Origin of the sequence: Metabacillus endolithicus (assembly GCF_023078335.1) — a bacterium.
GTDB lineage: Bacteria > Bacillota > Bacilli > Bacillales > Bacillaceae > Metabacillus > Metabacillus endolithicus.
Genome location: NZ_CP095550.1, coordinates 1,550,778 through 1,564,428, shown reverse-complemented (window position 1 = coordinate 1,564,428; position 13,651 = coordinate 1,550,778). Strand labels below are relative to the sequence as shown.

The 13,651-nt window shown below is 34.6% G+C and carries 10 protein-coding genes; 8 read left to right on the top strand and 2 right to left on the bottom strand.

Translation table 11 applies throughout. The features are described 5' to 3' along the window. Positions 1 to 31: 31 nt before the first annotated feature. Positions 32 to 436 carry a YugN-like family protein gene (locus MVE64_RS08410; RefSeq protein ID WP_212137702.1) on the top strand — a complete coding sequence of 135 codons (405 nt, stop codon included), beginning with the start codon at positions 32 to 34 and terminating at the stop codon, positions 434 to 436. Here MVE64_RS08410 and MVE64_RS08405 read toward each other — a convergent pair. Both MVE64_RS08405 and MVE64_RS08400 read right to left on the bottom strand, forming a co-directional pair. After that, positions 433 to 1,287, bottom strand: coding sequence for a potassium channel family protein (locus tag MVE64_RS08405; RefSeq protein ID WP_247347004.1), 855 nt, complete (start codon positions 1,285 to 1,287; stop codon positions 433 to 435). The two genes, MVE64_RS08410 and MVE64_RS08405, sit on opposite strands and share 4 nt — an antisense overlap. A 151-nt stretch (positions 1,288 to 1,438) precedes the next feature. Then, on the bottom strand, positions 1,439 to 1,684 hold the full coding sequence (locus MVE64_RS08400; protein WP_121663253.1) for an atypical membrane-integrating protein (Mistic protein): 246 nt from the start codon (positions 1,682 to 1,684) through the stop codon (positions 1,439 to 1,441). Positions 1,685 to 1,895: 211 nt separating this feature from the next. Between MVE64_RS08400 and MVE64_RS08395 the strand changes: the two genes are divergently transcribed. From MVE64_RS08395 to MVE64_RS08365, 7 genes are all read left to right on the top strand, one after another. Beyond that, positions 1,896 to 2,579: a zinc metallopeptidase gene (locus MVE64_RS08395; RefSeq protein WP_247345473.1), complete on the top strand. Its 684-nt coding sequence runs from the start codon at positions 1,896 to 1,898 to the stop codon at positions 2,577 to 2,579. Positions 2,580 to 2,698: 119 nt separating this feature from the next. Further along, complete coding sequence (locus MVE64_RS08390; protein ID WP_247345470.1) at positions 2,699 to 4,312, top strand: diguanylate cyclase; 1,614 nt, start codon at positions 2,699 to 2,701, stop codon at positions 4,310 to 4,312. A gap of 1 nt (position 4,313) precedes the next feature. Continuing rightward, complete coding sequence (locus MVE64_RS08385) at positions 4,314 to 5,360, top strand: HEAT repeat domain-containing protein (RefSeq protein WP_247345468.1); 1,047 nt, start codon at positions 4,314 to 4,316, stop codon at positions 5,358 to 5,360. Positions 5,361 to 5,406: 46 nt separating this feature from the next. Further along, positions 5,407 to 6,759, top strand: coding sequence for a glycosyltransferase family 2 protein (locus tag MVE64_RS08380; protein WP_247346997.1), 1,353 nt, complete (start codon positions 5,407 to 5,409; stop codon positions 6,757 to 6,759). Then, on the top strand, positions 6,752 to 10,012 hold the full coding sequence (locus tag MVE64_RS08375; protein WP_247345465.1) for a hypothetical protein: 3,261 nt from the start codon (positions 6,752 to 6,754) through the stop codon (positions 10,010 to 10,012). The genes MVE64_RS08380 and MVE64_RS08375 overlap by 8 nt, the downstream gene beginning before the upstream one ends. A gap of 78 nt (positions 10,013 to 10,090) precedes the next feature. Beyond that, the gene (locus MVE64_RS08370; RefSeq protein ID WP_247345463.1) at positions 10,091 to 10,456 is read left to right on the top strand and encodes a response regulator transcription factor; all 366 of its coding nucleotides are present in this window, start codon (positions 10,091 to 10,093) and stop codon (positions 10,454 to 10,456) included. Continuing rightward, the gene (locus MVE64_RS08365) at positions 10,443 to 13,334 is read left to right on the top strand and encodes an ATP-binding protein (protein WP_247345460.1); all 2,892 of its coding nucleotides are present in this window, start codon (positions 10,443 to 10,445) and stop codon (positions 13,332 to 13,334) included. The genes MVE64_RS08370 and MVE64_RS08365 overlap by 14 nt, the downstream gene beginning before the upstream one ends. Positions 13,335 to 13,651 lie beyond the last annotated feature (317 nt).

Sequence of the window (13,651 nt, the reverse complement as noted above, 5' to 3'; positions counted from 1 at the left end):
TTAACAGGCCTAAGAAAAAGGAGGATTTGCTATGATTGAAGTTCGTTCAAGATTAGAAGGACAAACATTTCAATTATATGACCTAGAACAGGAGCTTAAACCTTTAGGCTATACGATAGGTGGAAATTGGGATTATGATCATGGCTACTTTGATTATAAAATTGATTCTGAAGTAGGTTATCAATTCTTGAGGGTTCCATTTACATCTGTGGATGGACAGCTTGATTCTAGAAATACAACGGTTGAATTAGGTACACCCTTTCTTTTATCTCATAAATATCAAATTGGATTAGATGACCATGTGCATATTGGGAATTTTAGTGCATCTTTTGATCAATTCCAGGAGCCGCAAGATAAGGATGCAACCTTCCCTGAAGAATATATTGATTTAGGGAAGGCGCTTGTTAAGGAATTAGAGGCTGTATTGCTTGATTAGTGAGTAAACACTATTAAAGAATCATGATCTTGTATTTCAAAGGAGAGGGGCGGATTTACTTTCGTGTCCTCTCCTCTTTTTATGCCAATTAAAATAGATTCTTTTTCGAGGAGTTGGTGACTTGCATCTTTGAAGGTTTTGCCAATCAGCTCTTTATTTACCGGAAGAACTTGAAATAAATTACCGCTTGCAGGGTTAAGCTCAGAATAAAATGATGACAAACCGTTTTTCGCTAAGTAACTACTCATAATAAAGTGACTTGTTAATTTATAAGACTTAATGATTTCATTTGCTCCGGCTCTGTTAGCATTATTTGCTTGATGTTCTGTTAGCAATTCAATCACACAGTATAAATTTGGATTTAGTCCTTTTAGGGATAGCAGGACAAGAATAGAGTTCATATCAGCATCTTGTTCATTTTTGTGCTGATCAGCAGTGATGATAGCTGCATCAGCTTCTTGGATATTGGCTTTAAGTAAAGTTTGTTCATTGGCAGGATTTCCACGGATAAAATGAACATTTTCAATTAATGGTGATTCTTTTAATGAGTCATCTATTAAGACAATTTGTTTATATGGCTTAACGGTTTTTAAAGAATCAATCATTTCATTTGCTTTTTCATTCCACCCAATTAAAATTACATGATTTTTACCCGAAAACGTCACATTTCCTTCAAGGTAGGAGTGCTGTCTTTTAATCGCTGCTGAAGAAACGCTAGCAAAATAAGCGGTTACAAAGCTAGCTCCAGCTAAAATCATTAACATAGCGATGCCTCTCCCAAGGTACGTCTGTGGGACATAATCGCCAAATCCAACAGTAGAGACAGTTACAACAGTACCACCAAATTCCATCAAATGTTGTTGGAAACTCGTTTGGCTCTATAAGAGTAATGATTTCACCAAACACTAAAATGATGAGTAGAACGATAAGGGTAATACGAAAATGAATTGGCCAACGCAACCATTGTGTTATGGTTTTATTTGATTTTGCCATGTTGTAAACTCATCCTTTCTTATTTGGTATAAAAGATAAAACTTCTTTAATAATTGTATTAATTTTGGTTGTTACCTCGTCTTTTCCATATGTTTCAATGGCCTTTTCAATCGTCTCAATTGTATCCTCTGAGAATTCAATAAGTGCTTTATCTTCTTCAGAATCATTATAAAAACCAATAAAGGAGTCTAACCCTTCATTCATTTTATCGATTGCTTCACTAAGTAATTTCTTTTCTTCTTCATTTACTTTCAACAGTTTCACTTCCTAACTTTTAGCATTTGAAGCGTATACAAAGCGTTGTCACTAACCTATCTTAATAAATGTCCATTTTTTTAGTATGTACACCTTCTGTTTATAGTTTGCGGATTAAGCAAAAGAAACCATATGAAATTTTGTATGGTAGAAATCATTGTTTTGATTAAACTAACCATAATAAAGTACTTGTTACAGGGAGGAAATCAACATGTTTTTTCATCCATTGGATTTTTTAATCATTATTGCATTTGGTCTTTCTTTATGGGCGCAGTTTCGAGTTAAGGGGAATTTTGAAAAGTATGCTAAGGTGTCAGCATCTTCTCACATGACTGGGGCTGAGATTGCAAGGCAGTTACTCGATCGAAACGGGTTATCGGACGTGCCGGTTGAACATGTGAGAGGGTCTCTGACAGATCATTATGATCCCTTAAAAAAGGCTGTTAGATTATCGGATTCGGTATATGGAAGTCAATCGATTGCAGCAATTTCTGTTGCAGCACACGAGGTTGGACATGCTATTCAACATAGTGAAGCTTACGGTGCACTCGTTTTACGACATAAAATGTTTCCGATTGTGAACTTTACTTCAGGAATTGCACCATTTTTGTTATTAGGTGGCTTTTTATTAGGTAGTTTAAATTTAATTGGCTTAGGAATCATATTTTTCTCAGCAGTTGTAGCATTTCAGCTTATTACTTTGCCGGTAGAATTTAATGCAAGTTCAAGAGCAAAAAAATTGATGCTTTCTGAAGGTATGATTGTTAATAATGAGGAAAGAGGGGTAAGTAAAGTATTAAGTGCTGCTGCTTTAACTTATGTGGCTGCTGCCTTGCTTTCTTTGCTACAACTACTAAAGTTTATTGCGATCTTTTCACAGGGGAACAGAGAATAAATGTTGCGAAAGTCGAATCTTGTCAGAATATAAACTTTTTTCTAGAATTCCCCTCCAAAATATGGTTATATGGAGAGAAGAGATAAATGTAAATATTCGTTTTAAGTAGGAGAGACCCAATGAGTAAATATTTGCAAACTTTAATAAAGAATGTTCGAAAACAGCTTGAAGCTTGGTTAAATGAACAACAAGAAATACAACATAAAGAACTTTATCGTTTTCTTCACTCCATATCTGGAACTGCCGCAACAATTGGATTTTCTGAAGCTGGAGATATGGCTCAAGAATTGATGAGCCATTTAAAGGAGCATGAAGAACGAGTTTGGAACAAAGAGGAATTGCAAGCTTTTTTGCTACCCCTTATTTCCATTATTTATTATGAAGAGTATTCCAATGTTGATGAAATTATTGAGAACAAACAAGAGTATGAAGATAAAAACCTTATTTTGCTAATCGATGATGATACGGCATTATTAATGTACCTTAAGGATGAATTAGAGAAAGAAGGTTGGGTGGTGATCGCTGTTGCTGATCCAGACCGTGCTATTTATTCTTATTATGACTTAAATCCTGATTGTGTTGTCATTGATGTTCATATGAAAGATAAAAATGGATTAGATGTATTGTTACAAATAAAAGAAAAAATGAAGCAGCAGTTCATTCCTACTATCATGATTAGTGTTGATAAATCAAAGGAAATCAGAATGCAGAGCTATAAGCTGGGTGCTGACGATTTCATACAAAAACCTTTGGAGATGGATGAATTTATTGTAAGGATAAACCGCCAACTTGAGCGAAAACAAGCAATTGACGATGTGATGTTAATAGACGAGTTAACAAGGGTTTATAACAGGAAATACCTAGCTCAAACATATGACAGGCTGATTAGTAATTTAAATAGAAGGTATGAGCCATTTTGCTTAGCACTTATTGATTTAGATCATTTTAAACAAGTAAATGACACATACGGTCATACAGTAGGAGATGAGGTTTTAGCAACATTTGCTGATGTTGTTAGAAAGGGTCTAAGAGTTAATGACATCATCATTCGGTATGGTGGAGAGGAATTTATTATTCTTCTACCTGAAACAGAAGCAAATGAGGCAAAACTTGTTATTGAGCGAATTTTAAAGGAATTTTCCAACACGGTTTTTAAATTTGGAGATTCTGAATTCTATAATTCGTTCTCGGCAGGTATACATGAAGTGCACCCAACTCAATTGGATTTAAAAGAGAATATAGAGATTGCAGATGGAGCGCTTTACGAGGCGAAAGAGTCTGGTAGAAATCAGGTGAAAGTTGCTGCAGTAAATAATGTCAAGTATTCTAAAAAGCCAATTCACATTGGAATTATTGATGATGATCCAATTATTCGTACAATGCTTGAGGATTTAATCAGTAAAAGTAAGTTTACAGATGGATTTACTCTTGATATTAAAACATTCAAAGATGGTATGGAGTTTATGGAAGCAGGGTGGCATCTTAATACCAAAGATCCTTACTTACTCATACTTGATGGCATGATGCCGAGAATGGATGGATTGGAAGTATTGCAGAAATTAAGAAGTCTTCAATATCAGGAAAGATTTACAGTGATGATGCTAACATCCCGAAAAAGTGAACATGACATCTCGAGGGCTTTGCAGCTAGGGGCAGATGATTATATAACAAAGCCGTTTAAATTATTAGAGCTTGAAACCCGATTAGGTCACTTAATTAAGAGGATGAAATAATATGTTTGAGATAAGTTTAGTGTTGCTTTTTATTTTATTTCTGGCAATGTTTTTTATCTTAATTAGTTTGTTTACGTATTTGCTTATTATAAAGCATTTTCATAATCAAAAAAGGATAAAAATTGATGATCTTAAAGAAACATATCGCTTAGATATGTTTCATTTTCTACAATCGGGTGAAGAAGGGGATTTGCAACCTGATAAAACCGAAGAGAAATTTATTGCACTAATTGAATTGCTTAATGAATATTCAAATGTACTTGATAGTGAGGATGTAAAAGGAAGAATAAGCGAATTTGCGCAAAAACACTTAACAAATTATATAAAAAGTGAACTAAAGCAACGGCGATGGAGCTTAAGAATGAATGCTTTATATTCTATTGAGGATTTTTATATGGATCACCTAGTAGATGAGCTGCATAAATTATATGTTAAAAAAAATGTAACACGTACTGAAAAATTTCAGATGCTAAATCTTTTTGCTAAATTTCATGACAATAAGATTGTTTATTATTTAAAGGATGTTGATCCAGCTATTTCAAATTTTACGCTATTATCTATTTTATCTCTCTTGAAAGAAGAGCATTTTAATGAACTAGCAGATGACTTTGGGTCATTATCAAAACAAATGCAATACATGATGATTGAGACGATCGGGAAAAAACAATATTTAAATCACGTTAATCTAATGCAAAAATTACTTGAGAATAATGACGAAGAGTTGAGGATTAGAACCTTAAAGGCTTTCGCTAATACAGGGGCACCTTTAGATGAAGCTATATTAAGTAAGTTTTTTCAATCAACAAGCTGGCAAGTTCGGATGATGGCAGCAAAAGCTGCGGGTGTTAGAAGAATAAGTTCATTTAAAGATAGTTTAGTTGCATTATTATCAGATCGTGAGTATGTTGTTCGTTCTGAGGCAGCCAAAGCAATTTTACAGTTTAAGGGTGGGGTAGACATATTACGAAAAGTCGTATCAGATTCAAATGATGATTTTGCAAAAGATATGGCCCTTGAATGGCTTGAAAAGGAGGGCGTTGAATATTAATTGGTCTAGTTTGTTAGTAGTTGGTAGTTGGTTTATCTTTATCTACATGATCATCATTATTGTTGTGTATGGAGCTATGCTTGTTATTTCCCTACTCAATATACGTAAAAATTATGAGTTAGATGAGTTTGAACCTTATGAAGAATTGCTTCAATCTGAATTTACTAAGCCTGTCTCCATTCTTGTACCCGCCTATAATGAATCAGCAGGAATTTATGGGAGTATCCGCTCACTGATAAGTATTGAATATCCTGAATATGAAATTATCATCATCAATGATGGTTCAAAAGACGATACACTTGAAAAGCTAATTGACCGATTTAATATGGTGAAAATTAACCGAGTTATAAGAAAGCAGTTGGATACAAAAGAAGTCAAAGCTGTTTACCAATCCACGATTTATCCTTATATGTATGTCATTGATAAGGAAAATGGGGGAAAAGCAGATGCGCTAAACGCAGGAATTAATCTTACAAAATATCCTTATTTTTGCTCCTTAGATGGCGATTCCATTATTGAAAGAAATGCTTTCTTGAAGGTATTAAAGCCAATTATTGAATCAGATGACGAGGTCATAGCCTCAGGTGGGAGTGTTAGAATCGCTAATGGCTGTGAAATACAGAATGGTGAGCTTACAAAGATAGATCTTCCAAAGAAACCACTTGTCGTTATGCAAATTATTGAGTATTTAAGAGCATTTTTAACCGGCAGAGTAGGGTTAAGTGAAAATAATTTATTGCTGATCGTATCAGGTGCATTTGGTGTTTTTTCAAAGAAGTGGGTTATTGAAGCAGGAGGCTATGCTCACACTGTAGGAGAGGATATGGAGCTTGTCGTTAGGCTTCATCGATTGATTAAAGAAAAGAAAGAAAACAAAAAGATTATCTATGTACCTGACCCGGTTTGTTGGACTGAGGCCCCGGAATCCATAAAATATTTAAGACGTCAAAGAAAAAGATGGCATAAAGGCTTATTTGATAGTTTATGGAAGCATCGAAAATTAATGTTTAATCCAAAGTACGGCTCAATTGGCATGTTCTCTATGCCATATTTCTTTTTTGTTGAGTTTTTAGGTCCGTTCATTGAATTAATAGGATATATAATCCTAATACTTTCTATTTTTGCAGGAAGTATCTATTTAGAGTATGCTATTATCTTCTTTCTTCTCTCATTAATATACGGTTCCATCTATTCTATGGCCTCTGTTTTATTAGAGGAATGGAGTATGGAAAGATATCCTAAAGTGAAACATTTTGTCATTTTATTTCTTGTTTCTATAACAGAAACATTTTGGTATCGCCCTCTTACCGTTATTTGGAGAGTAGAGGGAATGCTTGAGATGCTTATAGGGAAAAAAGGCTGGGGAGAAATGGTTAGAAAAGGTGTGTCAAATGAATAAAAAAAATGTACTGATTATCACTGGACTGTTATTACTACTAGTTTTATTCACTTCTCCTTTTTGGTTTTGGCAATTAAAAGCAAGTGAAAATGTCAACGTATTGATTATTGATAAAACGGTTCCTGATCAGTCTTATCGGGAACATAAAGGGTTAGTGTGGTTACTTAATCATCTGAAATTGACTAAGGATGATGGTGATGTATACAAGGCACAAGATGATTATGTTGGATTTGTGCCAAGTAATGAGCCACCAAAATTTGATACGAGAGAATTTCCGGACGATTTATCTCCTTACGATGTGTTGTATTTAGCTGATGGATATGGTGTGTATAAAGATGAATATCTTGAAGGGAATCAAGAAGGAAATCGTTCAGAGTTATTGTACGGTGGGATGACAATTGAAGAGGTTAGAGCATTATCAGCCTCTCTTATTGAAAATGAACAAACGCTTATTGCTGAATTTAATACATTTGGATCCCCAACGGAAGAGAAGGTTCGTCAGGAGTTTTATAATCTGTTAAACATAGATTGGACAGGCTGGATGGGAAGATATTTCAATGAATTAAGCAATGCTGAAGTGCCTATTTGGGTGAAAAATAACTATGAAGCCCAATATGGAAAGCCTTTTGAGTATACGGGAAACGGTTTTGTTTTTGTAAACGAAGAAGATCAAGTGGTTGTTTTGACGAACAAAGATACATCTGATGACCATGCTTTATTTACACTTACTGATAAAGGATTGTCTACATTTGATATGGATAAGACCGTTCAATATAACTATTGGTTTGATATAGTAAATGCACGTAGTGAGGAAGAGGTCCAAGCTACGTTTGATTTACCATTAACTGATAGTGGTAAACAAAAGCTAAACGAATTTAATATACCAACAAAGTTCCCAGCTGTTATTCACCATAATAATCAAATGTATGATAGCTATTATTTTGCAGGTGATTTTGTTGATCAGGAGAAAGTACCAAGTATTTATCAAATGAGTGGTTTGTCGATGTGGCAAAAGCTGTTTTCTTTTGAGCAAAAGGGTAGAACAGATACATTCTTTTGGAAAGCTTACGTACCGATGATGACTACCATTTTAACAGAAAGAGAGAAAGCACCTGTTAGTCAAAATGCAAAAGTTGAACCAGAGGTTTTAACAAAAGAAGGAATGAAATTAATTGGAGCTGCTAATGAAGATTACCTTCAAGTTTATAAAAACGGAGCCTGGGAAGATGTCCTAATTAAAGGTGTTAATATGGGAATCGCCAAACCAGGGACTTTCCCTGGAGAAACAGGCATAACAAAACAAGAATATGCAAGATGGTTTGACCAAATAAGTGAAATGAATGCTAATGCTTTACGTGTTTATACCATTCATCCGCCTGCCTTTTATCAGGCATTATATGAGCATAACATTAGCCGTGAAGATCCTCTTTATCTCTTTCACGGTGTATGGGTAAATGAAGATGTATTTTTTGATGCAGAAGCGAAAAGAACGGCCTATGATCCGGAAGTAATGGATGATTTTAAGGCGGAAATACAGCGAACAGTTGATATTATTCATGGAAATGCCGACATTGAAGAAAGAACAGGTCATGCAAGTGGAAAATATGTTCATGATCTATCTCCGTATCTTCTAGGGTGGATCATTGGAGTTGAGTGGGATCCTGATAGTGTAATTAGGACGAATGAAAAATATCCTACTAAAACCAATTATGACGGGAAGTATATGGCGACTTCAAATGCTTCTGCATTTGAAGTGTGGCTCGCTGAAATGATGGATTATACAGCATCATATGAAGCGGAACACTATCAATGGCAGCATCCAATGAGTTTCACTAATTGGGTAACAACTGATTTGTTAACACACCCTGCTGAACCTAGTGAGGATGAAGACAAGGTGTCTATTAATCCGAACAAGATAAAAGCCAAGGAATCGTTTTATCCAGGTTTGTTTGCTTCATACCATATTTACCCTTATTATCCGGACTTCCTAAATTATGAGGAGAAATATGTTAACTTTATTGATCATCGTGGGGAAAAGAATAACTATGCTGGTTACTTAAATGATATGAAAGAACATCACGATATGCCAGTGGTCGTTGCTGAGTATGGAATTCCAGCATCACGAGGGTTAACTCATGAAAACGTCCATGGCTATGACCAAGGAAATCATTCAGAACAAGAACAAGGTCAATTTCTATCGAGCCTATATGAAGATATTGTTGAACAAAACATGGCGGGAGGACTTGTTTTCTCATGGCAGGATGAGTGGTTTAAACGAACATGGAATACGATGGAATATGATAATCCTGATCGTCGACCATTTTGGGATAATATTCAGACAAATGAGCAACATTTTGGGCTGTTAAGCTTTGATCCTGATACGGAAGAAACTCAGTTGCAAATTGATGGTGACACTTCTGATTGGAAGGCCAGAAATGCAGACCCGCTTGCTCAAAGTAATAAAGAAGAGCCAATAAAAAATGTTTTCATGTCTAGTGATGAACGAGGTTTATTCATAAGAATTGATTATGATCAAACAAAATGGAATCCAGAAAAATATAATACGTCGATTCTGTTAAACACGATAAAAAATCAAGGGCAATCGACCATTCCTAATGTGAAAGGTGTTAATGAAGAAGGTATTGATTTTCTAGTTGAGCTTAACGGTGAGGATCAATCAAGAGTGTTAGTTGATAGCTACTATGATACGTTCTACTATCATTATGGAAAAGTGCTTAATATGATTGAGACAAAAGATTATGCTAATAAAAAAAATAATGGAATTTATCACCCAATACGCTTAACACTTAACAAAGAATTGACGATAAATAAAGAAGAAGGACAAATGACTGTTCCTTTTTCATCATATGAGACAGGAAAATTAACATATGGTGTAGCCAATCCACAAAAGGAGAACTCAACTTCCCTTGCGGATTACTATATAAAGGATGGAACTTTAGAACTTCGTCTTCCTTGGTTAATGATTAATGTGAAAGATCCAAGTCAAAAAGAAATTATGGGCGATGTGTGGTCAGAAAAAGGAATAGCTAGCTCAGAAAAAATCCAATCTCTTTTTGCAAAGGTTGTTGTAACAAATAAAGACCAGGACCCTGTTCAGATGGTACCTTCTTTAGAAGGTGATTGGATCCAATATTCTTGGGATAATTGGGATGAACCAACATATCATGAACGCTTGAAGAAGTCTTACAATGATCTGCAGGAAACATTTAAAAATACCAATATTAACGAATAACCCAAAAAAATCTCAGACTTGTGAATTTTATACGAGTCTGAGATTTTTAAAAGAAAGCGATGTAGGGAGTTAAAGCATATGTCAAAAATATTACTTGCAGAAGATGAAGAAGTGTTACGAATGCTCGTTGTTGATACTCTTGAAGATGAGGGGTATTCAATTAATGAAGCTTGTGATGGGCAAGAGGCGTACGATCTTATCAAGCAGAATGATTATGATCTTATTCTGCTAGATTATATGATGCCTGTTTATACCGGCTTAGAATTAATTGAGTTGATACGAAAGGAAAACATACAAACAAAAATCATGATGCTAAGTGCAAAGAGTCAGGCAACAGATCAGCAAAAGGTACTAGAAGCGGGAGCGGATTATTTTATGTCAAAGCCTTTTAGCCCAATACAGCTGGTTGAAAGAATTGAGGAGATTTTAGGTGAAGCTCGATAAATATATAAAAACAAGTTTGGCAAGACAATATGGTGTTTTGACTTTCACGATTATTTTAGTCTTTAGCCTTTTAGTAGCGGCTTTGATGATTTATGAAAACTCAATTTTGGATAACTTTGATAGTGAAAGTAGAAAATTGGAAGTAAAAGAAACAATTGTTTCAGACTTGGATTACTCCTTCAATTTAGCAATTTCAGAAATGAGAGCCTATTTTGCGTATAAAGGTGAAGAAACGTATTATAATGCAGTTTTAAAACAAAGAGACAAAGTTGTTGGAAAAATAGAAGAGTTAGAAAGTGTTGCTGATACGGAAGAAGATGTGTTATTTATCCAGCAAACAAAGGACTTTTATCAATATTATTTTGAAGATATTATGCCAAAGTCCAAGGCGCTTTATGATAGTAATCAAGAAGATCAAGTTTATCAAATAGCTGTAAATCAAAATGGTTCAGATACAATACGAACATATCAAGATAATATCAAGAAATATACAACAAAACTTGAAGAGCAGCTTACCATACTGAAAGACGAACAAAGAAGTAAAATTGCATTAAGTCAAACATTGTTTGGTGTATTTCTATTATTGTTAATCATAGCTATGGTTGGTTTTGTTCGAAAAATGCTGAACAATATCGGTATTCCTTTAAATAAGCTAACCCTTGCTGCAGGTCAAATAACAGATGGAAATCCTATTTTATTCACTGATACATCCAATCGACAAGATGAATTAGGGCTACTTTCTTCTGCATTTGAGAAAATGACAAAGAGTATACAAGATAAGGAGCAAGACCTTAGTGCACAGAATGAAGAGTTACTAGCTCAGCAGGATGAATTACAGGCACAGCAAACTGAGCTTGAAGAAGCTTTAGAAATTGCTCAAAAAAGAGAGCTGGATCTTAAGAGACGTAATGACCTTGTAAAAGGTATTGCTAATACACTAGATAAACAAAAAGTATTGGACAGTATTGTGCAAACAATGTGTGAGGTAATAGGGGGCGATAAAGGGGTTGTTGTTGTGATGGATCGCACACATCAACATGCTAGTATTGGTCTTTCTTCAGAAGGTGTAGAGCAATTTATTCATAACATAAATTCTGGTGAAATTGAGAAGTTAAAGGATCTTAGAAAACCTTATACAATAAAACGAGAGTGCAATGAGGAAGAAAAAGGATTCCATCTTGCTAAATCCTATTGTTACGATCTGTATATGCCTGTACTATCATCATCAGGTGAGATGGAGGCTATTATGGTCTATTCAAGATATTCTACATCCTTCAAAGAGGATGAATTAGTGGAATATGACGGACTTAGCAAACAAATTGCCATTTCTCTAGATAAAATTCATATTTTTGAACATTCTGAGGAAGAGCGTTTATTAACACAAGATATTCTAGATACTATTAATGAAGGAATTCAGCTGATTGATGTAAAGGGTAAAGTGATACAGGTTAATCAAAAAATATGTGATATTATTGAATGTCATCGAGATACACTTGTTGATGATTCATATGAAAAATGGCTTTCGAGGCTAACAAATTCTGTTGAAAATAAACAAGAATTAAAACAATTTTTTGACTCAATTCTCATAGACGGTAAAACAGATCAATCTTCTTTTATCTATCATCAACATAGTCCTGCTAATCGTGTGGTTCAAGTATATTGTGAACCGCTGACTAGAGCAGGTGAAAAATTCGGAACCGTTATTGTTCACCGTGATATCACAAAGGAATATGAAGTTGATGTAATGAAGTCTGAATTTGTCAGTACCGTAAGCCATGAACTTAGAACACCTCTAGCAAGTGTTCTTGGCTTTACAGAACTTATGCTGAATAAGGAATTAAAGCCTGAACGACAAAGAAAATATTTAACAACCATTTACCAAGAAGCGAAGCGATTGACAGCTTTAATTAATGATTTCCTGGATGTTCAACGAATGGAAGCCGGAAAACAAACTTATGATAAAAAGTACGATGATCTCGTACCGCTTATCATGAATATTATTGAAACATATCAAGTGAATAACCCTTCTCACACTATACATTGTGATATTCAGACAAGTAATACGATGGTATTAGGAGATAAAGATAAGATTGGCCAAGTATTTAATAATTTAATAAGCAATGCTATTAAATATTCTCCAGATGGAGGAGACATCTTAATAAATGTATTTGAAGAAGGACCTAATTTGAATGTTTCCGTTAAAGACCAAGGTCTTGGGATCCCGGAAGATGCAATTCATAAATTGTTTACGAAGTTTTATAGAGTAGATAATTCTGATAGAAGAAGAATCGGTGGAACAGGACTAGGTTTAGCTATTGTAAAAGAAATCATGAAAGCCCATGAAGGTGATGTTTTCGTACAATCTGTATTAAAAGAAGGTAGTACTTTTACTGTTAGCTTTCCATTAGTTATTGGAGGAAATCTTCAAGATGATAAGCCACATGATCAGGAAAACAAGGGGAAAGTGAATGTCATTATTGTTGAAGATGATAACAGTCTTGCAAATCTTCTGCAAACAGAATTAGAGGAAAGTCATTTTTATGTAAAAATCTACAGTAATGGGGAAGAGGCATTAGCAGCAATAAAAGAAGAAAAGCCAGATGCTATTGTCCTGGATATCATGTTAGAGGAAAAAGGGCTTGATGGTTGGGAAATTATTAAGGAATTAAAAGCAATAGATGAATTTAAGTCAATACCAATCTTTATTTCAACGGCTTTAGATGAAAAAGAAAAGGGCTTGGCTCTTGGAGCTAACGAATACCTAATAAAACCTTATCAACCAAGCAAGCTGTCAAAGTTGATTCTTCAGACTTTGCTTAAAAAGGACTGGAGTGGTCAAATCCTTATTCCTAGTGAAAATGGAGATGACAATAAATAAAAGAAAAAAACTAGTTTTGTAAAATTAACAGATTTGGTTACTCGATACAAAAACTAAATTAGAACGCCAATTAGCAGTCCTATTCGCAAATGAATAAGACTGCTTCTTTTTTGTTGATTTGTATGGGCTTATTAAAATGAACGGTAAATTCGCTCTGAATTTCGAACCACTTTTAACATGGAGACATAAAGTTTTGTCTGCATGAAATGCTCATTGTTTTTCCAGTTGGTGAGCTAAAAATGATATGTAACTACCAGGGGGATGTCTGAGTGACGGATTAATTGAGTAACCGATGATAGTTTCAATAAGCGGAGTTT

What these genes read in the sequence shown, in the direction of transcription:
- MVE64_RS08410 (WP_212137702.1), top strand. Translation starts at nt 32, where the DNA reads ATGATTGAAGTTCGTTCAAGATTAGAAGGACAAACATTTCAATTATAT.
- MVE64_RS08405 (WP_247347004.1), bottom strand. Translation starts at nt 1,287, where the DNA reads ATGGAATTTGGTGGTACTGTTGTAACTGTCTCTACTGTTGGATTTGGC.
- MVE64_RS08395 (WP_247345473.1), top strand. Translation starts at nt 1,896, where the DNA reads ATGTTTTTTCATCCATTGGATTTTTTAATCATTATTGCATTTGGTCTT.
- MVE64_RS08390 (WP_247345470.1), top strand. Translation starts at nt 2,699, where the DNA reads ATGAGTAAATATTTGCAAACTTTAATAAAGAATGTTCGAAAACAGCTT.
- MVE64_RS08385 (WP_247345468.1), top strand. Translation starts at nt 4,314, where the DNA reads ATGTTTGAGATAAGTTTAGTGTTGCTTTTTATTTTATTTCTGGCAATG.
- MVE64_RS08380 (WP_247346997.1), top strand. Translation starts at nt 5,407, where the DNA reads ATGATCATCATTATTGTTGTGTATGGAGCTATGCTTGTTATTTCCCTA.
- MVE64_RS08375 (WP_247345465.1), top strand. Translation starts at nt 6,752, where the DNA reads ATGAATAAAAAAAATGTACTGATTATCACTGGACTGTTATTACTACTA.
- MVE64_RS08370 (WP_247345463.1), top strand. Translation starts at nt 10,091, where the DNA reads ATGTCAAAAATATTACTTGCAGAAGATGAAGAAGTGTTACGAATGCTC.